Source organism: Pseudomonas sp. 18175, assembly GCF_050432925.1.
Lineage (GTDB): Bacteria > Pseudomonadota > Gammaproteobacteria > Pseudomonadales > Pseudomonadaceae > Aquipseudomonas.
Window position 1 is genome coordinate 408,361 of record NZ_JBKFTO010000002.1, and the last position, 23,722, is coordinate 432,082.

General features: G+C 60.3%; 21 protein-coding genes. 12 read left to right on the forward strand and 9 right to left on the reverse strand.

Annotated elements, in window-relative coordinates:
* The first annotated feature begins 142 nt into the window (after positions 1 to 142).
* The gene (locus tag ACLD1Y_RS04785) at positions 143 to 1,318 is read left to right on the forward strand and encodes an MFS transporter (protein ID WP_429475939.1); all 1,176 of its coding nucleotides are present in this window, start codon (positions 143 to 145) and stop codon (positions 1,316 to 1,318) included.
* Here ACLD1Y_RS04785 and ACLD1Y_RS04790 read toward each other — a convergent pair.
* The gene (locus tag ACLD1Y_RS04790; protein WP_429475941.1) at positions 1,312 to 2,349 is read right to left on the reverse strand and encodes an alpha/beta hydrolase family protein; all 1,038 of its coding nucleotides are present in this window, start codon (positions 2,347 to 2,349) and stop codon (positions 1,312 to 1,314) included. The genes ACLD1Y_RS04785 and ACLD1Y_RS04790 overlap by 7 nt on opposite strands.
* A gap of 229 nt (positions 2,350 to 2,578) precedes the next feature.
* Positions 2,579 to 3,190, reverse strand: a complete 612-nt coding sequence (locus ACLD1Y_RS04795) for an FMN-dependent NADH-azoreductase (RefSeq protein WP_429475943.1) — start codon at positions 3,188 to 3,190, stop codon at positions 2,579 to 2,581.
* 123 nt (positions 3,191 to 3,313) lie between these two features.
* Between ACLD1Y_RS04795 and ACLD1Y_RS04800 the strand changes: the two genes are divergently transcribed.
* Complete coding sequence (locus ACLD1Y_RS04800; protein ID WP_429475945.1) at positions 3,314 to 4,222, forward strand: LysR substrate-binding domain-containing protein; 909 nt, start codon at positions 3,314 to 3,316, stop codon at positions 4,220 to 4,222.
* Positions 4,219 to 4,575, forward strand: a complete 357-nt coding sequence (locus tag ACLD1Y_RS04805; protein ID WP_429475947.1) for an MmcQ/YjbR family DNA-binding protein — start codon at positions 4,219 to 4,221, stop codon at positions 4,573 to 4,575. Before ACLD1Y_RS04800 ends, ACLD1Y_RS04805 begins: the two co-directional genes overlap by 4 nt.
* Here the strand turns inward: ACLD1Y_RS04805 and ACLD1Y_RS04810 are convergent.
* Together ACLD1Y_RS04810 and ACLD1Y_RS04815 are read right to left on the reverse strand one after the other, a co-directional pair.
* Positions 4,564 to 4,947: a DUF1294 domain-containing protein gene (locus tag ACLD1Y_RS04810; RefSeq protein WP_429475949.1), complete on the reverse strand. Its 384-nt coding sequence runs from the start codon at positions 4,945 to 4,947 to the stop codon at positions 4,564 to 4,566. The two genes, ACLD1Y_RS04805 and ACLD1Y_RS04810, sit on opposite strands and share 12 nt — an antisense overlap.
* Positions 4,944 to 5,774 (reverse strand): undecaprenyl-diphosphate phosphatase, encoded by an 831-nt coding sequence (locus ACLD1Y_RS04815; RefSeq protein ID WP_429475950.1) that lies wholly within the window; start codon positions 5,772 to 5,774, stop codon positions 4,944 to 4,946. Before ACLD1Y_RS04815 ends, ACLD1Y_RS04810 begins: the two co-directional genes overlap by 4 nt.
* A gap of 220 nt (positions 5,775 to 5,994) precedes the next feature.
* Here ACLD1Y_RS04815 and ACLD1Y_RS04820 point away from each other — a divergent pair, with 220 nt between their 5' ends.
* The 3 genes from ACLD1Y_RS04820 (at position 5,995) to ACLD1Y_RS04830 (ending at position 8,835) form a co-directional block, all read left to right on the forward strand.
* On the forward strand, positions 5,995 to 7,629 hold the full coding sequence (locus ACLD1Y_RS04820) for a methyl-accepting chemotaxis protein (RefSeq protein WP_429475952.1): 1,635 nt from the start codon (positions 5,995 to 5,997) through the stop codon (positions 7,627 to 7,629).
* 121 nt (positions 7,630 to 7,750) lie between these two features.
* The gene (pnuC, locus tag ACLD1Y_RS04825; RefSeq protein ID WP_429475954.1) at positions 7,751 to 8,314 is read left to right on the forward strand and encodes a nicotinamide riboside transporter PnuC; all 564 of its coding nucleotides are present in this window, start codon (positions 7,751 to 7,753) and stop codon (positions 8,312 to 8,314) included.
* The gene (locus ACLD1Y_RS04830) at positions 8,311 to 8,835 is read left to right on the forward strand and encodes an AAA family ATPase (RefSeq protein WP_429475956.1); all 525 of its coding nucleotides are present in this window, start codon (positions 8,311 to 8,313) and stop codon (positions 8,833 to 8,835) included. Before pnuC ends, ACLD1Y_RS04830 begins: the two co-directional genes overlap by 4 nt.
* Positions 8,836 to 8,953: 118 nt before the next feature.
* Here the strand turns inward: ACLD1Y_RS04830 and ggt are convergent, their stop codons facing one another.
* The gene (gene ggt, locus ACLD1Y_RS04835) at positions 8,954 to 10,678 is read right to left on the reverse strand and encodes a gamma-glutamyltransferase (protein ID WP_429475958.1); all 1,725 of its coding nucleotides are present in this window, start codon (positions 10,676 to 10,678) and stop codon (positions 8,954 to 8,956) included.
* Positions 10,679 to 10,950: 272 nt separating this feature from the next.
* On the opposite strand from ggt, the gene ACLD1Y_RS04840 reads away from it, so the two are divergent.
* Complete coding sequence (locus ACLD1Y_RS04840; protein ID WP_429475960.1) at positions 10,951 to 15,414, forward strand: hypothetical protein; 4,464 nt, start codon at positions 10,951 to 10,953, stop codon at positions 15,412 to 15,414.
* A 126-nt stretch (positions 15,415 to 15,540) separates the two neighbouring features.
* Positions 15,541 to 16,686, forward strand: a complete 1,146-nt coding sequence (locus tag ACLD1Y_RS04845; RefSeq protein ID WP_429475962.1) for a MalY/PatB family protein — start codon at positions 15,541 to 15,543, stop codon at positions 16,684 to 16,686.
* A 36-nt stretch (positions 16,687 to 16,722) separates the two neighbouring features.
* On the opposite strand, the gene ACLD1Y_RS04850 is transcribed toward ACLD1Y_RS04845, so the two are convergent.
* Positions 16,723 to 16,938: a TOBE domain-containing protein gene (locus ACLD1Y_RS04850; protein ID WP_003173733.1), complete on the reverse strand. Its 216-nt coding sequence runs from the start codon at positions 16,936 to 16,938 to the stop codon at positions 16,723 to 16,725.
* A 317-nt stretch (positions 16,939 to 17,255) separates the two neighbouring features.
* Between ACLD1Y_RS04850 and ACLD1Y_RS04855 the strand changes: the two genes are divergently transcribed.
* From ACLD1Y_RS04855 to ACLD1Y_RS04865, 3 genes are read left to right on the forward strand one after another with little or no spacing between them, the layout of a single operon-like run.
* Positions 17,256 to 18,212 carry an aliphatic sulfonate ABC transporter substrate-binding protein gene (locus ACLD1Y_RS04855; protein WP_429475968.1) on the forward strand — a complete coding sequence of 319 codons (957 nt, stop codon included), beginning with the start codon at positions 17,256 to 17,258 and terminating at the stop codon, positions 18,210 to 18,212.
* Positions 18,213 to 18,222: 10 nt separating this feature from the next.
* A complete protein-coding gene (locus ACLD1Y_RS04860) occupies positions 18,223 to 19,044 on the forward strand; it encodes an ABC transporter permease (RefSeq protein ID WP_429475970.1) in 822 nt (273 codons plus the stop codon).
* Entirely contained in the window at positions 19,041 to 19,757 is a 717-nt protein-coding gene (locus ACLD1Y_RS04865) for an ABC transporter ATP-binding protein (RefSeq protein ID WP_429475972.1), read from the forward strand. Before ACLD1Y_RS04860 ends, ACLD1Y_RS04865 begins: the two co-directional genes overlap by 4 nt.
* 107 nt (positions 19,758 to 19,864) lie before the next feature.
* Here the strand turns inward: ACLD1Y_RS04865 and ACLD1Y_RS04870 are convergent, their stop codons facing one another.
* The 3 genes from ACLD1Y_RS04870 to ACLD1Y_RS04880 form a co-directional block, all read right to left on the reverse strand.
* The gene (locus ACLD1Y_RS04870; protein ID WP_429475974.1) at positions 19,865 to 20,767 is read right to left on the reverse strand and encodes a FecR domain-containing protein; all 903 of its coding nucleotides are present in this window, start codon (positions 20,765 to 20,767) and stop codon (positions 19,865 to 19,867) included.
* Positions 20,764 to 21,282 carry a sigma-70 family RNA polymerase sigma factor gene (locus ACLD1Y_RS04875; RefSeq protein WP_429475976.1) on the reverse strand — a complete coding sequence of 173 codons (519 nt, stop codon included), beginning with the start codon at positions 21,280 to 21,282 and terminating at the stop codon, positions 20,764 to 20,766. Before ACLD1Y_RS04875 ends, ACLD1Y_RS04870 begins: the two co-directional genes overlap by 4 nt.
* A gap of 92 nt (positions 21,283 to 21,374) precedes the next feature.
* Positions 21,375 to 22,304 carry a LysR family transcriptional regulator gene (locus tag ACLD1Y_RS04880; protein WP_429475978.1) on the reverse strand — a complete coding sequence of 310 codons (930 nt, stop codon included), beginning with the start codon at positions 22,302 to 22,304 and terminating at the stop codon, positions 21,375 to 21,377.
* Positions 22,305 to 22,421: 117 nt separating this feature from the next.
* Between ACLD1Y_RS04880 and ACLD1Y_RS04885 the strand changes: the two genes are divergently transcribed.
* Entirely contained in the window at positions 22,422 to 23,717 is a 1,296-nt protein-coding gene (locus ACLD1Y_RS04885; protein WP_429475980.1) for an MFS transporter, read from the forward strand.
* Positions 23,718 to 23,722 lie beyond the last annotated feature (5 nt).

The following is a 23,722-nucleotide window of genomic DNA, read 5'->3' on the forward strand; positions in this document are numbered from 1 at the left end:
TGAAAGCGGCAAGTTAGAGCCCCGTCCATTGTGACGGGGCTTTTTGCATCTAATGGAACACCATCATTAATCGTTAGCCTGCTTTCTTTTCCACCAGAGCCTTGCCATGATGCCTCCACCGCCCGCCCGCGAATGAGTGCCCATGTCAGCCGCCGCCCCCAGCTCGTTATCGATCACCCTGCAGATCGTCTCCATCGTCTTCTATACCTTTATCGCCTTTATCTGCATCGGCCTGCCGATTGCGGTAATCCCTGGCTATGTGCACGGGCAACTGGGTTTCAGCGCGGTGGTGGCGGGAATTGTCATCGGCTCGCAGTATCTGGCCACGTTACTCAGTCGGCCGATGGCCGGGAGGATGTCGGATAACGTCGGCACCAAACGTGCGATTGTGCTGGGGCTAGCGGGGATTCTGGTGAGTGGCGTGCTGACGTTTCTCGCAACCTTGCTGGAGAGCACGCCGAGCCTGAGCCTGGGCATTCTGATTGCCGCACGGCTGTTGCTGGGGGTGGCCCAAGGGCTGATAGGCGTGGGCACCATCAGTTGGTGCATGGGCCAGGTCGGCGCCGAGCACACGGCGCGTTCGATCTCTTGGAATGGCATCGCGTCTTACGGCGCCATTGCCATCGGCGCGCCGTTGGGGGTGGTGATGGTCGCGCAGTATGGCTACGTGAGCCTGGGCATAGCGCTGTCGGCACTGTCGGCGCTGGGCCTGGTGTTGATCCGCAACAAACCTTCGGTGCCGGTGGTACGCGGTGAGCGCCTGCCGTTTTGGGCGGTGTTCGGGCGTATCGCACCGTTTGGCGCCAGCCTGTGCCTGTCATCGATTGGCTACGGCACCCTCACTACCTTTATTACCCTGTATTACCTCAATCGCGGCTGGACCGGTGCGGCGTACTGCCTGACGGTATTTGGCGTGTGTTTTATCCTGTCGCGCCTGGTGTTTATCTCGGCCATCAGCCGCTTTGGCGGGTTCCGCGCCGCGATTGCCTGCATGGTCATCGAAACCCTGGGCCTGACCCTGCTGTGGCTGGCACCGTCCACCGCCGTTGCGTTGGTCGGTGCCGGGCTGACCGGTTTTGGTTTGTCGTTGGTGTACCCGGCGCTGGGTGTGGAAGCCATCAAGCAAGTGCCCAACAGCAGCCGTGGCGCTGGGTTGAGTGCCTACGCGGTGTTCTTTGACCTGGCCTTGGCGATTGCCGGGCCATTGATGGGAGCCGTGGCGCTGAACCTCGGCTATGACTGGATCTTCTTTTGCGCAGCGTTGCTGTCAGTCACGGCGCTGGGCGTGACCTTTGCCCTCAAACGTCGCGCTTACTGATCCGCCGTCTGCATACCGGCGCGGGTCGACTGGCCGAGAGTGTGGCTGAAAAAACGCCCAGCCTCGGAGATCAGGTCACGGTGGATGCCTTCACGGTCCACACCATCAGCATCGGTGCAGATCGCCGGCATCGCGGCCAATTGGTCGCTGTCGCACGGCGCCATGAACACAAAGTGCCCTGCCCCGGCCAGCAGTTTGAAGTTCGGCGGCTCCGGCAACTTGCGCGCCAGGGCGGCGGCGTTCTTGTCCACGGCCACCAACTTGTCGCCGTCACCGCTATAGAGCAGCACCGGCACATGCACGTCGGCCAGGGTATGGCGGCCGAACATCAAGCTCAGCGGTGCCATCAGCATCAAGGCATGAATACGCGGATCGGCCTGGGGTTGCAGGTCGTCGCGGTCTACCACCAGCTCGCCTTTGGTGGTGCAGGCGTCGCGGTCTTCCGGACGCTCTTGGCAATAGCGGCGCAGGCGATCGAAATCAGGCTTGGCACCGGCCAGGATCAATGCGGTTTCGCCCCCGGCCGAATAACCGATAACGCCCACCTGATCGATGTTAACGAACGGCGATAGCATCGGATCGCCCAAGGTGGCGGTGATGGCTTCGGAAATCTGGATCGGGCGCCCATACAAGTTACTCACGGTGCCCAGGCGGCTGTGGTCCTTGTAGTTGTCGCCAGGGTGCAGCACCGCGACCACCACAAACCCCTTGCGCGCCAAGGAGGTGGCCAAGTCATGCAGGGCCAGCGGCGTGCCGGTGTTGCCGTGAGACAGCATCAGCATCGGGAAGCGCCCGATAGCGATCTTGGAATCTTCAGACGCCGCAACTTGGTAGGCGCCCAGATGCGTGGTATGGGGGGCATCGGTGGAGGGGTAGAACGCGATGGCTTTCATCGGCTGTAGATCCAGCGGATCGAGAAAGGTCATGCGGTGGAAGCCCACACTCCAATGGGGGTGCGGCGCGGGCGCGGCGTGCACTGAAACCAAGCCGCCCAGTAAGGAAAGAACCATAACTGCACAAAGACGCATCATGAGGATGTCCACCTTTGCTGCGTAAAGACCTGCATGTCTAATTGAGAAGTCCATGGTTCAAGGCGCTCGCACCGGGTAATAAACCCATGCGTGCATAACCTGGGCCAAAGTAATGACAGCGGGTTAACGAAAAAACTCCGTAGTCCGGTCGTTTTAAGGCGATCAGAATACAGAGTTTAGACGTCCCGTTTCAGATTGATACGGGGAAAAGCGCTGTTTTACATAAGCTTTACGCCGCAGCGAACAATTGTTCGTTGATCAGTACGTTGGCGTCGCTCAGGGACTTGGTACGGAACTCATCGCCATACGCCAGGCCGTGGGCGCGCACGAACTCGATGTCGGTGATGCCGAGGAAGCCCAGCAACACCTTCAAGTAGTCTTCATGGGCCACGCCAGTGGCTTGGCCGGCATGCAGGCCGCCCGAGGTCGATACCACGATGACCTTCTTGTTGCCGCACAGGCCTTCTGGGCCGGCTTCGGTGTAGCGGAATGTCTGGCCGGCAACGGCGATGCGGTCGATCCAGGCCTTGAGTTGGGTCGGGATGGTGAAGTTGTACATCGGCGCGGCAATCACTACGGCGTCGGCGGCGAGGAATTCGGCCAGGGTCTTGGCGCTCAGCTCAGCTTCTTGCTGCTGTGCTGCGCTGCGCTGCTCGGCCGGGGTGCCCAGTGCGCCCAAGGTGGCGCCGGAGAAGTGGTTGATGCCTTCGGCGGCCACGTCACGGTAGGTCACTTCCACGCCCGGTTCAGCCGCTTGCCAAGCCTTGACCACGCCCGCGCTGAGCTGACGGGAAGCCGAGTTGTCGCCGAGAATGCTGGAATCGATGTGCAACAGTTTCATGTGAGTTCTCCGAGTAGGATCGTCAGTGGCGATCAGATGAGCCAATCCTACGCATGAAACCAATAGCCGATAAGGCGGCTCAAATGCGATAGTTTGTCCCACTGACAGGACAATAGGCCCACCATGCAAGACCTCAACGACCTCTACTATTTCGCCAAAGTCGTCGAAGCCGGTGGCTTCGCGGCGGCCGGGCGGCTGCTGGGGATTCCCAAGTCGCGGTTGTCGCGGCGCATTGCCGAGCTGGAAGAACGCCTGGGCGCACGCCTGCTGCAACGCACCACGCGGCAACTCACCCTGACCGCTGTCGGCGAGCGCTACCTGCGCCATTGCCAAGCCATGCTGCTGGAAGCAGAGATGGCCGATGAGGCCGTGGCCAGCATGTCCAGCGAGCCCCGTGGGCGCCTGCGGGTCAGTTGCCCGGTAGGCATGGCCCAACACATTCTGCCGGAACTGGTGGCCGGTTTTCTCGCTGCGCACCCTCAAGTGCAGTTGGAAATGACCCTGGTCAACCGCCGCGTGGACCTGGTGGCCGAAGGCATCGACGTGGCCCTGCGGGTACGCGAACTGGGGGATGAAGACCCGCTGCTGGTGACCAAGCGCCTGCGCCCGGCGCAGACGGTGCTGGTGGCCAGCCCCGCGTTCATGCACGGGCGACAGATCCACACCCTCGAAGACCTGCGCCAATTGCCCATACTCGGTGCCCTTGAAGCCGACCGCATGGTGCATCAGCGCATCCTCGACCCCGAGGGTAATGCCCACGAACTGGTGATGGAGGCCCGCCTGGGCATCGACGATTTCATCGTGCGCAAGGCCAGCGCAATCATGGGCCTGGGCTTTACCGTGTTGCCGATGATGTATTGCGAAGAGGAACTGGCCCGAGGCCAGTTGGTGCAACTGCTGCCGCAATGGTCATTGCCGGGCGGCTGGCTACAGGCGGTGTACCCGCACCGGCGTGGCGTGCTGCCGGCCATTCGCGCCTGGATCGACTACCTGGAAGAAGGCTTTAAAAGCTGCGGAGACCGCCTGTTATGAAGATGACCGAAGACCAAGTCGCCACCTTTTGCCTGAGCCTGCCCGGTGCGCGGGAGGACTACAAATGGGGCGGCGTGCGCGTGTTCTCCATTGCCGGTAACAAGATGTTCGCCCTGCAGAACCTGCGGGGCGAGTCGTTAGCGTTCAAGGTCGATAAAGAGCTGTTCCTCGGCCATGTTGACCGCCCAGGCATCCACCCGGCGCCCTACCTGGCGCGGGCGCAGTGGGTCATCATGAACACGCCCTACCCGCTGGGCGCGCAGGAGCTGCGTGGCTTGTTGCAGCGCTCCCACCAGTTAGTGGTGAGCAAGCTGCCCAAGCGCACGCAGGTCGGGCTATTGCTAGAGGACTGACCAGAGCGTGCCACCGAGGAACAACTGGTCCAGCCAGAACACCTGGTGCAGCAACACGATTGCCCAGAACAGCACCTGGTAAGACACCTTGCGCGTCTTGTGCCGAAACACTTGCTGGGCGATCAACGCCCCCGGCCAACCGCCTGCCAGCTCCACGGCGTGCAGGATGTTTTCCGGGGTGCGCCAGCGGTTGGTCTGCGCCTTGCGTTTGTCGCTCCAGTACAGGGAGAACGCAATCAGGCTGACCACGCCATAAGCCGCCAGCGGGATGACCGTCTCGCCGCGCAGCCATACCAGCACCGAACCCACCAACGGCGCAGCGCACAGCAGTACAAACAGCGCCGCTTTCAAGCGCCAGTGCTGGATACTCATGGCTTGACGGCAGTCCAGTCTATCCAGCCGAACTGCCACGTCGCCAGGATCACCAGGCCGAATGCAATCCGGTACCAAGCAAACGCGGCATAGCTGTGGCTGGCGATAAATTTGAGCAGGGCCTTCACCGCTATCATCGCGAAGATAAACGAGGTGACAAAGCCGATGGCGAATACCGGCAGGTCATCCGGCTGGAACAGGTGGCGGTACTTGTAGCCCGAGTAAACGGCGGCACCGACCATGGTCGGCATGGCCAAGAAGAACGAAAACTCAGTGGCGGTCTTGCGCGACAGCCCGAACAGCAGGCCGCCGATAATGGTCGCGCCCGAGCGCGAAGTACCCGGAATCATCGCCAGGCACTGAGCCAGGCCCACCTTCAGCGCGTCTTTCCAGGTGATGTCGTCGACGGTTTCGGCATGCACCGCGTGTTGGCGGCGTTCGGCCCACAGCATGATCACGCCCCCCACCACTAACGCCGCGGCCACTGTGATCGGGTTGAACAGGTAGTGCTTGATCACATCGGCAAAAATCACCCCCAGCACCACCGCCGGCAACACGGCAATGATCAGGTTGACCGTAAAGCGCTGCGCATTGCGCTGGGTAGGCAAGCCGATTACCACATCCAGGATCTTGCGGCGAAACTCCCAGACCACTGCGAGAATCGCGCCCAGCTGGATAATGATGTTGAACGCCTCGAAGCGTTCACCGCCGAAGTTGATCAAGTCGGCCACGATGATCTGGTGGCCGGTGCTGGAAATCGGCAGGAACTCGGTAAGCCCCTCCACAACGCCAAGAATCAATGCCTGAATGGCGGTCCAAAAATCCATGCTTCCCCCAAAGGTCATGCTCGATGGCATGCCTTGTTAATCTTTTTTAGTGGTTCACTGACGACAAGGCCCGGCGGTTATTCTCACCACCGGCATGCAAAAAATCCGTGAAAAATCAGACAGCATTCAGGTTTTCCGAACACAGGCCGAAAGCCTATCAGACACGCGGGAAAAGTCGATGCAGCACCCACAATTATAAAAAGCATGGAGTGACAGGACGATGAACAGTTTGCGCAGTATGTCGATCAGCCGCCGCCTCTGGCTGATCCTGATAGTCGCCGTGCTGATGCTGTTGGCCCTGGGTTTGCTGATGCTCAAGCAGATTCACGGCGACCTGTACCAGGCCAAACGCCAGCAGACCCAACACGTGGTACAGACCGCCAGCGGCATCCTGACGTTTTATCACGGCCTGGAAAAAACCGGCGTCATGACCCGCGAAGCCGCGCAAAAACAAGCCTTGAGCGTGGTACGTGGGCTGCGCTACGACCATGACGACTATTTTTGGATCAACGACCTCACCCCCGTGATGATCATGCATCCGGCCAACCCCAAGCTCGACGGCCAGAACCTCTCGGCCATCCGCGACCCGGACGGCTTTGCGGTGTTCAATGAATTTGTGCTGCTGGCCAAGGCCAAGGGTGCCGGTATCGTCAATTACCGCTGGCCCAAGCCGGGTGCCGATGCACCGGTGGCCAAGACCTCGTATATCCAACTGTTCGAACCCTGGGGCTGGATCATCGGCTCGGGCGTGTACGTGGATGATGTGCAGGCCGAATTCGCCGGCCAGGTGTGGAAAGCCTCGTTTATCGGGCTGGGCATCGCGGTGATGATGGCCTTGCTGGTGTCGCTGATCGCCCGCAGCATCGTGCGGCCGTTGCAGGCCGCCGTGAACGCCTTGGGCAACATCGCCAGCGGCGAAAGCGACCTGACCCGCAGCCTCGACACCCATGGCCAGGACGAGGTCACTCAGTTGTCGCACCACTTCAACAGCTTCACCGCCAAGCTGCGCCAGGTGGTGAGCCAGTTGCAGGTGTGCGCCAACGCCCTGGGCCAGTCGTCCCTGGAACTGGGCACCAATGCCACCCAGGCCCACGACCGCAGCCAGCAACAGTCCCAGCAAATGGAACTGGTGGCCACCGCCATCAATGAAGTCACCTATGGCGTGCAGGACGTGGCCAAGAACGCCGAACACGCCGCCAGCGAAATGCGCGACGCCCAGGCCCAGGCGCAGCAAGGCCAGGTGAATATCGATGGCAGCTTGCAGCAGATCGACCAGCTGTCCAGCACCATCAGCCAGGCCGTGGAGGTGATCCGCACGTTGTCCAGCGAAAGCACGCAGATTGGTGGCGTGCTGGAAGTGATCCGCTCCATCGCCGACCAGACCAACCTCTTGGCCCTCAACGCGGCGATTGAAGCCGCCCGCGCCGGCGAGCAAGGCCGGGGCTTTGCGGTGGTGGCCGATGAAGTGCGGTTGCTGGCCCAGCGCACGCAAAAGTCCACCGCTGAAATCCAGGCGATGATCGAACGCCTGCAAGGTCACTCCGAAGCCGCCGTGAAAGTGATCAGCGACAGCCACAGCGCCTCGCAGCTGACCATCGAGCAAGCCGGCCAGGCCGGTGCCAGCCTCACCGCCATCGGCCAGGCCCTGCGTAATCTCAATGGCCTGAATGCGTCGATTGCCAGCGCCACGTTGCAACAGGCCCATGTGGTGGAAGACATCAACCAGAACGTGACCCAGGTGGCGGGGTTGTCCCATAGCACCGCCTTAGCGGCGCAGCAGTCGAATGTAGCCAGTGCCCATTTGCGCGCCCTGAGCGAACAACTTGACGGGCTGCTACGCCCATTCAAAGTCTAACTGTGGTGAGCGGGCTTGCCCCGCTCACCACAGCAATTACGCTCAAAACAACAGCTAATTCCTACACCAATCTTCTTTGGTTACAATCCCCGCCCTCTCCCACTCTCCCCAAGGAACTGCCATGTCCGGGCTTGAACTGTTCGCCGCCGCCCTGGGGGTGATCGCTGTCTGGCTGACGGTCAAGCAAAACCCCTGGTGCTGGCCCATCGGCCTGGTGATGGTGCTGCTGTACACCTGGGTGTTTTATGACGTGAAGCTCTATTCCGACATGCTGCTGCAAGTGGTCTACGCCGCGCTGCAAGTCTACGGCTGGTGGCAATGGACCCGCGCTGGCGAGGTCAAGCAAGGCCGCCAGGTGACCAGTCTGGAGCTACCGGCGATCATGGCCAGCCTGGCCGTAGGCGCCGTGGGCAGCCTGTTGCTCGGCGCGGCCATGGCGCACTGGACCGATGCGGCCCAGCCATGGCTCGATGCCGCCCTCACCGGTTTCAGCCTGGTGGCGCAACTGTGGATGGCGCAAAAGCGCGTGCAATGCTGGCCGCTGTGGATTGCCGTGGATGTGATCTTCGTCGGCCTGTTCCTCTACAAAGGCCTTTACCTCACCGCTGGCCTCTATGCCCTGTTCACCGTGATCGCCGTACAAGGCTGGCGCGAGTGGCGCGCCGACCCGGCGTTGCAACCATGAAGGTGGTGGTACTGGCGGGCCCCGAGTCCAGCGGTAAAAGTTGGTTGGCCGCGCAGTTGCACGCGCACTTCGGCGGTTTGATGGTCGGCGAATACGTGCGCTATTTCATCGACCACCATCAACGCGATACCTGCCTGGCGGATATCCCGGACATCGCCCATGGCCAACTGGCCTGGGAAGACGCCGCCCGTGCCGAAAGGCCAAACCTGTTGATCCTTGATACCCATTTGCTAACCAACAAGCTCTGGAGCCAAACCTTGTTTGGCGACTACCCCGCATGGCTCGACAGCGAACTGCTGGCCCGTCGCTACGACCTGCACCTGCTGTTATCGCCGGAGGATGTGGAATGGACCGCCGATGGCCAGCGCTGCCAGCCAGAATTGGCGGATCGCCGGGCGTTTTTCGAGGATAGCCTGGCGTGGATGCAGGTGCATCAACAGCCGGTGGCGGTGATTCGGGGGGGTTGGGAGGCGCGCAGAAACGCGGCGTTTTCAGCGGTGCAACAACTGCTTCAGGCGTAACACTGCGCCCCTGTGGGAGCGGGCTTGCTCGCGAAAGCGGTGGATCAGGCAAAACATCTTCGTCTGACACTGCGCCTTCGCGAGCAAGCCCGCTCCCACATTTTGACCGCGTCAGGCGTTAGTAACCCAGCGACAGCCCCGTGTTACGACGCGGGTCATTGGCCCCGTAGAAACGGTTGTTGCCCACCGGCTTGCCATCCAGAGACGGCGCGCCTACCAGGATCGCCGCCAAGTGATTGGCGTCTTGCGGGCCGGCAAACTTATGCCCCCAGCTTTCCAGAATCTTCTGGGTATCCGGGCTCACGGCAAAGGTCTCAAGGTTGGTGGTGTCCGGCATCCACTGCTGATGGAAACGCGGTGCGTCCACGGCCTCCTGGATATTCATCTTGTAGTCGATGACATTCAGGATCGTCAGCAACGTCGCCGTAATGATGCGACTGCCACCCGGCGTACCCACCACCATCACCGCCTTGCCATCCTTGGTCACGATGGTCGGGCTCATCGACGACAGTGGCGCCTTGCCCGGTGCGATAGCGTTAGCTTCGCCCTGCACCAGCCCGTACATGTTCGGCACGCCGACCTTGACGGTGAAATCGTCCATTTCATCGTTGAGGATCACCCCGGTCTTGCTCGCCATCACGCCCGCACCAAACCAGTCGTTGAGGGTGTAGGTGACGGACACCGCGTTGCCCCACTTGTCGACGATGGAATAGTGGGTGGTGTTATTGCCTTCATGGGGCGACACACCCGGCTTGATTGCCTGGGAGTCTCCGGCTTTCTGCGGCTCGATGGCGGCGCGCAGCTTGGCGGCGTAGTCCTTGTCCAGCAGGTGGGCAATCGGGTTCTTCACAAAATCCGGGTCGCCCAGGTAGCTGTTACGGTCCACGTAGGCGTGGCGCATCGCTTCGATCTGGTAGTGCAGGCCCTGGGCCGAGTGGTAGCCCAAGTCGGCCATCGGGTAGCCTTCGAGGATGTTCATGATCTGGCAGATCACCACGCCGCCGGAGCTCGGAGGCGGCGCCGAGACCACGTGGTAGCCACGGTAGTCACACTCGATGGGGGCCAGTTCGCGGGTCTTGTACGTGTCGAGATCCGCCTGGGTGATGATGCCTTTGCCAGCCTGGCTCGAATCCACCAGGGCCTTGGCGACCCAGCCTTTATAGAAACCGGCGCTGCCCTTGGCCGAGATTTCCTTGAGGGTCTTGGCCAGGTCTTTCTGCACCAACTTCTGGCCAACCTGCATCGGCTGGCCGTTGTGCAGGAAGATACCGCGCAGGTCCTTGTCTTTTTCGAATTCGCCGGTGGCGGTGTGCAGCAGGTCGATATCGCCCTGCTCCAGCGCAAAGCCGTTTTCCGCCAGCTTGATCGCCGGGGCAATCACTTGGGCACGCTTGAGGGTGCCGTATTTGCTCAGGGCCAGCTCCATGCCCGAAACGGTGCCGGGTACGCCAACCGCCAAGTGGCCCTTGGCGCTGAGGCCTTCGATGACGTTGCCGTCCTTATCCAAATACATATTGGCAGTCGCTGCCAACGGGGCTTTTTCGCGGAAGTCGAGGAAGGTCTTGCGCCCATCGGCCAGTTGCACGGTCATGAAACCGCCGCCGCCCAGGTTACCCGCCGCCGGGTACACCACCGCCAGCGCGTAGCCCACGGCCACGGCGGCATCCACCGCGTTGCCGCCAGCCTTGAGTACATCCACGCCAACATGAGTGGCCAAATGCTGGGCCGTGACCACCATGCCGTTTTCACCGGCCACCGGGGCTTGGGAAGCGGCTTGCACACCGCTGACCGTCAACACCAGCGCAGTGGCAATCAGGGTACGGCTGAAGGGTTGGTATTTCATCCATGGCTACTCTATTTATTGAGGTGCACCAAAATAGCTCGTCCCGGTTTTAATCCCCAGCACAATGGCGTTTTTATTACAGAACTTGTCGGTCACAGAACGGCCATGAAGCAGTTCCACCATCAACCCAAAAACCAATTGGCGAGTTACACAAATCCCCTCCTTTGCTCAAGGAACCGTGCTCTCTCAAACATCACACAGTAACCAGAAAACCTGTGTACGCCGGCACCCCGCACATCCAGTACTGTGTTTAATCGAGAAGGCCCGTCTTAATGAGTTCACCAGTTATTCAACCAACCCAACACGTCCCCCACATCACGCCGCCACCAAGCACCACGCAAACACCAGACTCAGCGTCAGGCACTCAGAATATTCAGCCGCAGGTTCTATCAACCCAGTCGCCAGCAGCGGCCAATGTGGAAACCCGACAAGCCCTGCTCAACGCGTTGAGTGCAGCGGCAAAAGACTCCAGCGATAAGCTGGTTGATCTGAAGCAAACCCAATTCGCCGTTCGGACAAATTCTTCATTGGGACGGGAACTTGGGCAAACCGAAACCACGTGGCGAAGTCTGGACTGGCTTATCAATCGCAACGGCTGGATCATGCCGACCCAGGCAAGCGACCTGCAGAACCTGCACGACGCGATTGCTTTTGCCCCACCTCCACAGCCTCAAGACCGTGACTTCTGGGGGTTGCTATCGCGTGATATCCCCCTGACGTCGGACCTGCGATCACAGGTCATACAAGGGGTTGGCGCATGGGTGGACAAAACCAAGGGGGGCCTGCTCGATAATCTGGAAGGGATTTCGCTGGACGACACCAATGTCCAGGAGGCGCTGAAGAAACCCAAGCAGACCAGCACCACACGAGGTCCACTCAAAACCCAAGACAGATTGGGCTTCAAATACACCTCCCAAGATGTCGTAAAAACAGACATAACGCCCCCATTCACTCGAACATCCACGTGCCTCGAAACGTCCTCTACGCCTTCAAACCCTGCATCCCGTGATTATTCAAGCCATACGTCACAGCGGTGCTCCAGCACGCTGGCCGTGGCGCCGCGCCACATGCTTGAGCATCTGCTGGCTCAGCCCAAGGCCATTCAACTGGGTAAAAAGCTCGAGGCACAGCTGGGCGTTCTACCCACCAGCACAAGCGCCCGCGAACTGGTGATGGCAGCGCTGGTGCTGAACCTGGACCCTCAAGCCGGCAACCCGCGCAATACAATTAGCGGTTTCGCCTTGGACCATCCGGATAATTTCGGCAAGTCACCCGAAACCATCATGAAAGCCCTCGATGATCATTTGATCAGCAATGCCTCCGTCAAGGACAGTCATGCCCGGGCCATGAGCTACTTGATGCTGTCACGGGTTGCGCCACAGTTTCTGGTCAAGGACCTACCGGACAGCCTTGCCTACGGATCCCATCAATGGGTGACGTTCAGCAGCGCCGTTGCGCGTATTGAACACATTGCACCGGGCAGCAGCGCAACGATGACCTTCAAACACGTCATGGATTTTGCCGGCACAGACCCCATTACCGAGCACGACAGTGCAAATGCACTGATAGCCCGGCGCGACGCGTTGCTGGACTGGGCCGTTACCAGTGGCGAACTCACTAAAAGGGCCGATGGCAACTATACAAAGTTCGAGATCCAGCGCGCCCAACGGGACTTTCAGGAGCAACCGTCCTCTCTGGTGCGCGCGAGCAAACAATTGAGTGAGCCATTGCGCGATCGTAGGCAGGTTGCCCTGGATGATCTCAAGCGTGTCTACGGCGATGGCATTGACTTCGAGCGCAAAGTACTACAGTCCACGCCAGCTAATACCGAGTACGACAAAAACCACTTCTATAGCCTGCTGGACGCACACATGACGGGCAAACTCAAGGCTGGCCTGTGGCGGTCAATCAGCTCCAACTTTCCCATGGGGCCCATTGAGAAGCAGTTCAGTCAGCTCAACATCGTACAATTCGAATTCAAAAACGAATTTGACTTCTACTACAACAGCCTACGACAGGGAACTAACACCCTTGTCAGGGAACTGCTCTCGAAACTGCCGGCACAAGATCGGCACAGCCTGCAACACGGCACGCAGACGTTTTACACGGTTGGCAAAGCCGTGACGTCGGCCCCCACTCACGCCCTCAGCAAGGCCGAAATCGACGCCAGCCAAGGTAAGCATGGGTTCATCATTCGTTCAGAACACGCGTCAAAAATCACCTATTACGAAGTTTTCCCTTATAAGGGAGAAATCCAGATCCGCACCGACCTGCCTGACAAGTTGACGTCACACACCACCCATGGAGGTATGGCCCTTTATCAAGCCAATGCCAGGCAAGCATTCGACTGGCAGGCCTACAACAGCGACGACGCGCCTCGATCAGGGGAGTTTTCAGAGGTCCGGGTCAGGGAAATCATGCCGCGGTTTGTTTGGCAGCGCCTCCCCAGCGACACCTCAGCGGACCTGTCCTTCATCGGTAACAAAAACAAAGCGCTGGCCGATTTTGCCGTTACCCAGTTTCTACTTCCCGACAAAGAAAGATTATGGGAACAGGCCAATGGCGAAAGCGGCCTGGAACAAACTCATCGCTACCAGCGAGCTGGCGCAGACGCGGCGCTAGGTTTGATTCCCTTCGCAACCACCTTGAAACACGCAATCAATGGCGATGCATTGCAAGCGATCAACAGCTTCATCATCGATGGCGCACTGACCTTCCTCCCCGGATCACAGGGCTTTCGCGCATTCGGCCACAACCTCACAAACGCGACCAAGCTGTTCAACATATTGAGGAAAGCCAGTCGATCAACCGACGACCTGGTCGGGTTGATGGCCAGCGGCAAAGCGGCCAAGTCCTTCTACTCCACGATCCCCACATTCACCAGTGGCAGCGCTCGCATCGCGGCGAAAAATACGGCGCAGGGCGTCGGTGCCGGCGCGTTACTCAAGACGGCAACAAATGACATGGCCACGGGTACCGTCAAATTGCTGGGCGACACCGGGGAAGCGACAAGCGTGCTGGCGAAATTTGATGGCGTCGATAAATGGTATGCCGTGGACTCAGTCAGCGGCCAAGCCTATGGAGTAGCGCTGCCTAACTTCCGATCCGATAGCGCTATAGGCTTGCAACGTGAAGTTTTCGCAGATGGTACCGAGGCACTACTGCTTGATCGCCCGTTGAGTGACAACGCCTACGCGCTACCGCGCAGCAAAGGTTACGACATTGTCGACGGCGAAAAGGTCTACCGCTTCAACCCGGACAAACCCGATCAGCTGACCGACCTGGAGTCTGCGGGTCACGCCAAGACGCTGGATGATTTCGAGGCTATTTGCCCTGCGCCCACTACCGGCGCAAGGGCAAAGCGCGGTGCCAATGACGAATGCTACGCCAAGATTGTTTCCCCTTTAGCCGACAGCAGCGAATTACAGGCCCTGGAGCACAAGCGATTGTTCCCCAGTAAGCCCTCAAGCGCCGACGGGGATCAGTTTGTCGTGTACGAAAGACGCCTGCACAAAGTGCTCCAGACCGATGCAGGTAACCGACTGGTGCCGACGGGCAACATAGACCGCATCGTCTACAACGATCAAATCCCCGCAACCGTTCAAAAAGCCCCGGGTTTTGGCTTTATCAAAGGCGTTCCCACCGGCACGCTGGAGGAGGAGTCGATGGTGTTCAAGCTGGATAGGATCAGCGACGCCAGCAATGACCAACGTGAACTCAGAGCCTTGTTGATCGACCAACAGACACCCGGCGGCTCGACGAAATTCCTGGTATTGGAAGCAGATACCGCTGAATTTTATTACGCCCGGTTGGACGATATCAGGGCAGGCAAGGCGACATTCAAAAAGTGCACCACTCGCGAGAGAGTGCTTGTGGATGGATACCGAAATAAGTTTGCCGGTTTCCAACGAGCAGCGAAAAAACAGATTGAGGCGCCTTTTGTATTACTGCCAAAACTTCAAGATGCTTTTCGAGACTTGGAAGCGGCCGGTTATTCGAAAACTCAGATACAGGCGCTACGCAAGTCGTGCAGTAGCCTAGGCCCTGAGCAAAAACGCGAAATCGTCTTTGCGTTACAACAAAAAGGTGCAATAAAACAAATCCCTGTGGCGCTAAAACCCTATCAAGCGAGCGCCCTGGACACACCAGCAGGTTTTACGAACAGAAGCGTTGAACAGCAAAACAAGTTCTATGCCGAGCAAGCCAAAATTTCGGTTGATCATTCTCTCAACGCTACCGGCCTGGGTGCGGGCAACAAGCTTCTCTCGCCGCAGGACGCGTTGCGTTCAGATGCCGCGAGTATTGTCATTCGTTGGCTACGCCAATCCGCGCTCGGCGACGCAGACAGGGTCGTCAAGACCGGTGCAGGAAACTGCTACGAAATGAGCTTGCTGGCAAAGGACATCATCCGCAAGAGCGGAGGTCGAGCCTACCATTGGAACGCAAGCGGCGAGCATGCCTTCACTGTCGTGGGCGGCCCCTCGAGAGCGCCAGCTGCAACTATTGATTTCAGCGAACCCCATTGGGCAGATGCCTGGATCGTCGACCCATGGGCAGATATTGCCTGCCCAGCCAACGAGTACATAAAGCAATTGCAAGAAAAAATGGTGAAGTGGGAGTCTGAGGGCGTGAAAATCGATGGTGCTACCAGTCCTCTGCACGAGGACTGGATAGACGCACTCATCAAACAGCCAAAATCGCCGTTTGATCATACTTATCCGCGCCCCACAGCCTGACGGCATCGCAGGCGCTGTCTTTAGCAGCGCCTGCAGACAGTTGCCCAACGCAATCAACCCTGACCCATAAATTAAATGGCGCTAGAATCAGCGCCATTCCTGCGCCACCCAGACACGAGCCCCTCCATGAGCTTTGATTTCGACACGCTCCACCCCCGCCAAGGCACCGGCAGCACCAAATGGAATCGTTACCCGGCCGATGTGTTGCCGATGTGGATCGCCGACATGGACATCGCCGCGCCGCCCGCCGTACTGCAAGCCCTGCGCGAGCGCCTCGACCAGCAGATCCTCGGCTACAGCGTGGCAGGCACAGATGTGCGTGAAGCCATCGTCGCCGACCTGTGGGCCAAGTACGCCTGGCGCGTGCAGCCCGAAGAGCTGTTGTTTTTGCCTGGCGTTGAGCCGGGCTTCAACATGGCGCTGCATGCCTTTGTGCAACCAGGCCAACCGGTGGTGCTGCAAACCCCCAACTACCGGCCGATCCGCCTGGCGCCGGGAAATTGGAACCTGCCAAAGATTGAAGTCCCCTTCGAGCTGGTCAACGGCGAATACCTCACCCCTCTCGCGGCCATGCGCGATGCGTTGGCTGGTGCTGGCGCGCTGCTGTTGAGCAACCCACATAACCCCATGGGCAAGGTGTTCCCCCGCGAAGAATTGCTGGCCGTGGCCAATGCCTGCCTGGAACAGGGCGCGCTGATCATCAGCGACGAGATCCACGCCGAGCTATGCTTCGACGGCCGCCACCACATCCCCACCGCCAGCCTCAGCCCAGAGATTGCCGCGCGCACCATCACCCTGATGTCGGCGAGCAAGGCCTACAACGTTGCCGGATTGAAAACCTGCTTTGCCGTGATCCAGAACGCCGAGATCCGTGAGCGCTTCAACAACGCTCGCTGCGGCATGGTCGACAGCGTCAGCCCCCTGGGCCTGGAAGCCACCCGTGCCGCTTACAGCCAATGCGGCGAATGGCTGGATGCGCTCAAGCACTACCTGCAAGCCAACCGCGACTACCTGCTCGACGCCGTGCAAACCCGCCTGCCCGGCGTGGTGATGCGCGCGCCCCAAGGCACCTTCCTGGCGTGGCTCGATTGCAGCGCACTGGGCCTGGATGACCCGCAGCAGTTTTTCCTGGAGCAGGCCAAGGTGGGCTTAAGCGCGGGGATTGAGTTTGGCGATGACAGCCAGCAGTTCGTACGCTTGAACTTCGGCTGCCCGCGGGCATTGCTGGAGGAAGGGTTGCAACGCATGGAGCGCGCACTGCGCAAGCGTTGAAGGGGCGCCCCCAGCGCAGTACGCTGGGGCGATCATTTACAGCTTGGCAATCGACACTTCGGTGGATTTCACAAAGGCAATCACCTCACTGCCCACTTTCAATTCCAGGTCACGCACCGAGCGGGTGGTGATCACTGAGGTAACGATGCCGGACGCGGTTTGCACGTCGATTTCGGACACCACTTCCCCCAGCAGGATTTCCTTGATCACGCCCTTGAACTGGTTGCGCACGTTGATCGCTTTAATGGTCATGTCGGCTTTCCTTTTGGCTGTTGGGTCAATCCGCACGAATGCGCAGGCCCTCAAGATGCCGCACCGAGTGAAAACTTAAAAGGAATATATAACTCTTTATTTATTCCATAACGACATATGAAAACTGTTTCCCCAGCAACAGCACTTCAGCAATTTGCCCTCTCCCGCCACACCCTCAAGCCCTCCACCTCCCGCAAACACGCCGCCTGAGCAGATGGCACAGAGACTGCATATTCCTATAAAGCATGATGGAGCGTGCGAATTCATTTTTATGAATATAAGAAAGCCTTCTCTCAACGCCTTGCCGGAGCTGTTCCATGAAACCTTTTACCCGCCGTTTACTGGGGGCCTGCGCCCTCGCCCTGTGCCTGCAACCCCAGGCGTTTGCCGCCGAAACAGACCCGGCGCAACTCAACCTGGACTATGCCTACTATTCGCCCGTGAGCCTGGTGCTCAAACACTTTGGTTGGCTGGAGCAGGCCTTGCCCCACTCCAAGGTGGGCTGGGTGTTGAGCCAGGGCAGCAACCGCTCCCTGGAATACCTCAATAGCGGCGGCGTCGACTTTGCGTCCTCCGCCAGCCTGTCGGCCGTATTGAGTCGCGCCAACGGCAGCCCGATCAAATCGGTGTACGTGTACAGCCGCGCCGAATGGACGGCCCTGGTGGTACGCAAGGACTCGCCGTTCAACAGTGTCACCGACCTCAAGGGCAAGAAAATCGCCGCCACCAAAGGCACCGACCCGTACCTGTTCACCCTGCGCAGCCTGCAAAAGGCCGGGCTGAAAAAAGACGATGTGGAGTTGGTGCACTTGCAGCACCCGGACGGCCGCACCGCCCTGGAGAAAGGTGATGTAGACGCCTGGGCCGGCCTCGACCCGCACATGGCTGCCAGCGAAATCCAGGCCGGTTCACGCCTGCTGTACCGCAACAAGGACTTCAACAGCTATGGCGTGGTCAGCGTCACCGAGAAGTTCGCCAAGGAGCATCCGCAGACCATCACCAAGGTCATCGGCGCCTACGAAAAAGCCCGCGACTGGGCGGTAAAACACCCGGATGAATTCGCCAAGTTGCTGGCCGATGAATCGGGCCTGCCGCTGGAAGTGGCCAAGCTGCAACTATCGCGCACCGACCTCGGCACACCGTTCCTAAGCAGCAAGGATGTGGTGGCCTCCAAGGCTGCCGCGCCGATCCTGGTGTCAGAGGAACTGGTGCGCCGTGGGGTGAATGTGGACCAAGTGATCGACCAGTTGATCGATACCTCGTTCGGACAATAAGGGGCGCGTGATGACCAGCAAAACCCAAGCATTACCCCTTGCCACGCCCGTGGCGATCAACCGCAGTGCCTGGCCACGCCGACTCAAGGGCCTGGTGTTGCCAGTGCTGATCCTGCTGATCCTGGAAGGCGTAGTGCGCGTGGGTTGGCTGCCGTCGTACCAAATGCCGGCGCCCAGTGAAATCGCCGTGACCCTGGGCCAACTGGCCGAAGGCGCACTGTGGAAGCACATCGGCGCCAGCCTCGGCCGGGTGCTGCTGGGCTTTGCCATCGGCGCCAGCCTGGCCCTGGTGTTTGCCGCCTGGGTGGGGTTGAGCCGTGAGGCCGAGGCGTACCTGGAGCCGATGTTCGCCGGGCTGCGCTCGATCCCGAGCCTGGCTTGGGTGCCGTTGTTGCTGCTGTGGCTGGGCATCGACGAAACCTCCAAGATCGTGCTGATCGCCATTGGCGCGTTCTTCCCGGTGTACCTCAATGGCGTCGCCGCCATCCGCGATATCGACCGCAAGCTGGTGGAAGTCGGGCAAATGTACGGTTTCAGCCGGCGCCGGCTGGTGCGCCGCATCCTGCTGCCCGCCGCCCTGCCCGGCCTGTTTACCGGGTTGCGCAGCGGCCTGAGCCTGGCGTGGATGTTTCTGGTGGCAGCCGAATTGATAGCGGCCACCAAGGGCTTGGGTTACTTGCTCAGCGATGGGCGTGAAACTTCGCGGCCCGATATCGTACTGGCAGCCATCATCGTGTTGGCGTTGTTGGGCAAGGTCAGTGATGGCCTGCTGGCCGCACTGGAGAAACGTTGCCTGGCGTGGCGCGACACCTTTCAGGGGGCAGACCAATGAGTACGCAAGCGTTGTTGGATATTCACGTGGCGCGCAAAAGCTTTGCCAGCACCACCGTGCTCAAGGACGTTCATCTGACTCTGCAACCTCGCGAAGCCGTCAGCCTGCTGGGCCCGAGCGGTTGCGGCAAAAGCACCTTGCTGCGCATCGTCGCCGGGTTGGAAAAGGACTATCAGGGCGAACTGCGCAGCCCGGACGGCGAAGTCGCGTTTGTGTTCCAGGAACCCCGGCTGATGCCCTGGCTTACGGTGGAACAGAACATCGGGTTCAGCGATGACAACCACTACGACAAGGCCTGGGTCGCCCAACTGATCGAGGAAGTCGGCCTCAAGGGGTTTGCCCAGGCACTGCCCAAGGCGTTGTCCGGCGGCATGGCGCAACGGGTGGCGATTGCACGAGGGTTGTATTCACGCCCGCAAGTGTTGTTGCTGGATGAGCCGTTCAGCGCAGTGGATGCCTTTACCCGCATGAAGCTGCAAGACCTGTTGCTGCAACTGGCCGCGCACCATGCCATCGCCTTGCTGCTGGTAACCCATGACGTGGACGAGGCGTTGTACTTGAGTGATCGGGTGCTGGTGATGGATAACCGGCCGAGCAGTATTCGCCAGGCATTGGGGGTGGATTTGCCACACCCGAGGGACCGGCGTGATCCGCGGCTGGCGCAGCTCAAGGTGCAGGCGTTGACCGAGTTGCAGCGGGCGCATGTGATCTAACTGTGGGAGGGGGCTTGCTCCCGATGGCAATGTGTCAGTGATGGATATATTGACTGACACACCGCTTTCGCGAGCAAGCCCGCTCCCACAGGGGGTTTGTGGAGATTTCAGCTTAGGGTGACCCAATAACGTGTCCGCGCCTGCACTTCGAAGCCCAATGTCGAGGCCAGCAGGTTGAGAATTCGGTCTGTGTCGTCGAGGCGAAAGCTGCCGGTCACACGCAGCGGTTCCAGACGCGGATCCCACCGCAACACCCCAGGCCGATAACGCTCCAACTCCCGCAAAAAATCCCCCAGCGGTTGGTTCTGCGCCGTCAGCACGCCATCGCGCCAGCCCAGTTGCAGCACATCAAACGGCGCCCAGGCACCGAGCCCGCGGGCGTTCAGGGGCGCTTGCTGGCCCCCCTGCAACGTCGCCAGTTGCCCATTCAAGTCACGCACCTGCACCGCGCCTTTGAGCACTGACACCCGGCAACCGCTCCCCAACTGCCGCACACAGACTTCAGCCTGGCTCACGCTGAGCTCGCCATAACGGGTGTGGACGGTGATGGCCTGCGTACCCGGCACGCTCAGCGCCAGTTCGCCCTCCACCAGGGAAATGCGTCGAGGTGCCACGTCCACCGCGCTGGCGGTATTGAGTTGCAGGCTGGCGCCATCGGCCAATGACAGGCGCCTGCGCTCACCCGTGACAGTGCGCAGGTCGGCGCGCCAGGCGTCGATAGGCAGTTGGCGGCTGATCAACCAGGCCGTCGGCACCAGCGCCGCCAAACCGAGGGCACGCTTGAGCACTGCGCGTCGCCCCGGTTGTGGGCGGTCGAGGCTGGCCATCGCCAGGGCCTTGGGCAAGCCGCCGAAACGCTGGCGCAAGCTCTGGGCTTTTTGCCAGGTCTGCTCGTGCTGGGGATGGCTGTCGCGCCAGTGCTGCAACGCCGCGTGATCGCGCTCGGTGGCCGCGCCGGACTCCAGCAGCGCCAACCACTGAGCAGCCGCCCGGGCGACGTCGCGGCTCACAGGTCCACCAGCAAGCAATGCTCATACGCCTGGGCCATGTAACGCTTTACCGTGCGCTCGGAAACGTCCAGGCGCTCGGCAATTTCGCGGTAACCCAGGCCTTCGAGCTGGCTCCACAAAAAGGCGCGGCGCACCAACACCGGCAGACCATCAAGCAATTCATCCAGGGCTTGCAGGGTTTCGAGCATCAACCAACGCTGTTCCGGCGAAGGTACGCACGCCTCAGGCAAAGTGGCCAAGGCATTCAGATAGGCGTGTTCAAGGCTGCGCCGCTGATGGAAGTTGACCAGCAGGCGCTTGCCCACCGTCACCAGGTACGCACGCGGTTCCTGCATTTGCGCAATCGGCTGGGCACTGGCCAACACCCGCAAGAAGGTGTCCTGGCTCAAGTCCGCCGCATCCCAGGCATTGCCCAGGCGCCGGCGCAGCCAGCTTTCGAGCCAACTGCGATGGTCGCGGTACAGGCTCGACAGGGTCAGTTCGGGGCCGTGGGTCGGAGCAACAGCATCATTCATGGCAAGCAACCTGCGCGGCGCGACTGAGTCTCAAATGAGATTCATTCTATTTAATATCGTGCCGGCGCACCATGCCCTTTTCAACATTTGGTTTACAACATCGAGGCCTTGCTGCGCAGTAAGTCGATAAACAGCCCCAATTCCCGACTCACCCCTTCGCCCTTGCGCAGCAACAGGCCAAAAGGCGCCAGGCGTACATCCAGCGCGACGGGCAGGGCCACCACCAGGCCCATTTTCAGATAGTCGCGCAGGGCACTTTCCGACAGCACCATCACCGCGTCGGTCAGTTGGATCAATTGCTGCATCGAGTAGATCGAACTGCACTCAATCACATCCGCCGGGCTGGGCAACGCCAGGTCCTGCAAGGCTTGGTCAAAACCGATGCGCGCCGGGCTGGTCAACGGTTGCAGGATCCACGGCCAGTCACTCACCAACTCCGCCAGCTCCAAGTGTTCGCGCTGCACCAGCGGATGACCGGCGTGCACCACCACCAGCATGCGTTCGTTGCCCAGGGGTTCGAAGCTGTAGTGCTCGCTGTCGGTGGCGGCGTTGCGCCGGGTAATCCCCAGGTCGATACGGCCCTGTTCGAGCAATTGGATCACCTGGTCGCTGGTGTCGCCCATGATGCGGATACGCAATTGCGGGTTGAGCGTCTTGATCTGGGCGATGGAGTCCATCACCAGATCGGGTGCGGCGCCCATGATGGTGCCAATCGACAAATAACCATATCCACCCTGCTGGCGGGCGATCAGGTCTTCGGCGCAACGGTCCAGCCCGCTCAAGGCAGCTTCGGCGAAGCGGATCAGCTCCGCACCCAGCGCCGTCGGGCGCATACCCCGGGGCAAGCGCTCGAACAGGTCGCAGCCGAACATGTCCTCGATCTCGCGCAGCATGCGCGTGGCCGCCGGTTGCGACATGTTCAGCGCCTGGGAAGCGCGGTGCAGGTTCTGGCTGGAACTGAGCGCAACCAGCATGTGCAGGTGCTTGTAGCGCAGGCGGTTGAACAAGCTGGGACTACGCATTTCTTATCCTTTTATCGATACCTTGAAGGTATCACTTGTAAGCGAGATTCGATTTGTAGCGCATTGCTCGCCCGCCGTACAGTCCGGCCCATAAGAACAAAACATCGGACTGCCACTATGAAAACCCTGCCCGCGCCCCTGCTCGCCAAGATTTCCTGGCGGCTGCTGCCCTTCCTGCTGTTGATGTACATCATGGCGTTTCTCGACCGCGCCAACGTCGGGTTTGCCAAACAAGCCTTCCAGGCCGACACCGGTTTGAGCGATGCCGCCTTCGCGTTCGGCGCCGGGGTGTTCTTCGTCGGCTACGCGCTGTTGGAAGTCCCCAGCAACCTGATCCTGTACCGCGTCGGCGCCCGTTTGTGGATGTGCCGCATCATGGTCAGTTGGGGCCTGGTCTCGGCAGCGATGGTGTTTGCCCACAACGAAACCAGCTTCTACATCCTGCGCTTCCTGCTGGGCGTGGCCGAAGCCGGCTTCTTCCCCGGCGTGATCCTCTACCTCACCTACTGGTTCCCCCAGGCCGTGCGCGGCAAGGCCATGGGCTTCTTTTACTTTGGCGCGCCACTGGCGTTTATCTTCGGCAGCCCGCTGTCGGGCCTATTGCTGGAAATGGACGGCTGGGGCGGTATCCACGGCTGGCAGTGGCTGTTTGCGGTCGAAGGCTTGATGGCCTCGATGGTGGGCGTCTGGGCCTACTTCTATCTGGACAACCGCCCCGCCGACGCCAAATGGCTGAGCGCCGATGAACGCCAGCAAATCCAGAGCCTGCTCGACCAGGAGGATCACCACAAAGCCTCCCACGGCCACAGCCTGCTCAAAGTGCTCTGCCAGCCCTCGGTGCTGTACCTGTGCCTGGTGTACCTGCTGATCCAGGCCAGTGTGTATGGCGTGGTGTTTTACCTGCCGACCCAGGTCGGTGGCTTACTGGGCACCAAGGTCGGCCTGATGGTCGGGCTGGTCTCGGCGGTGCCGTGGCTGTGTGCGCTGTTCGCCGCCTGGTGGATTCCGGCCTATTCCGACCGCACCGGCCTGCGCCGTCAAACCGCTTGCCTGACCCTGCTGATGGCCGCCGCCGGCATTGCCTGTTCAGTCACTTTCGCCAACCCGCTGCTGGGCATGCTTGCCCTGTGTTTTGCCGCGTCGGGGTTTATCGCGGTGCAGCCGGTGTTCTGGACCTTCCCTTCCAGCTACCTGGCCGGCAGCGCTGCGGCAGCCGGCATTGCATTGATCAACTCCTTCGGCGCCCTTGGCGGGTTTATCGCCCCGGTGCTCAAGCACTGGGCCGAAGGCGCCTTCCACTCCCCGGCAGCCGGCCTGTACCTGCTGTCCGCCACCACGGTACTGGCTGCATTACTGGTACTGGGCATCCATTCACCCGGCCGCAACGCGTCGAACACGCCGGCCACTGTTTAAATCCA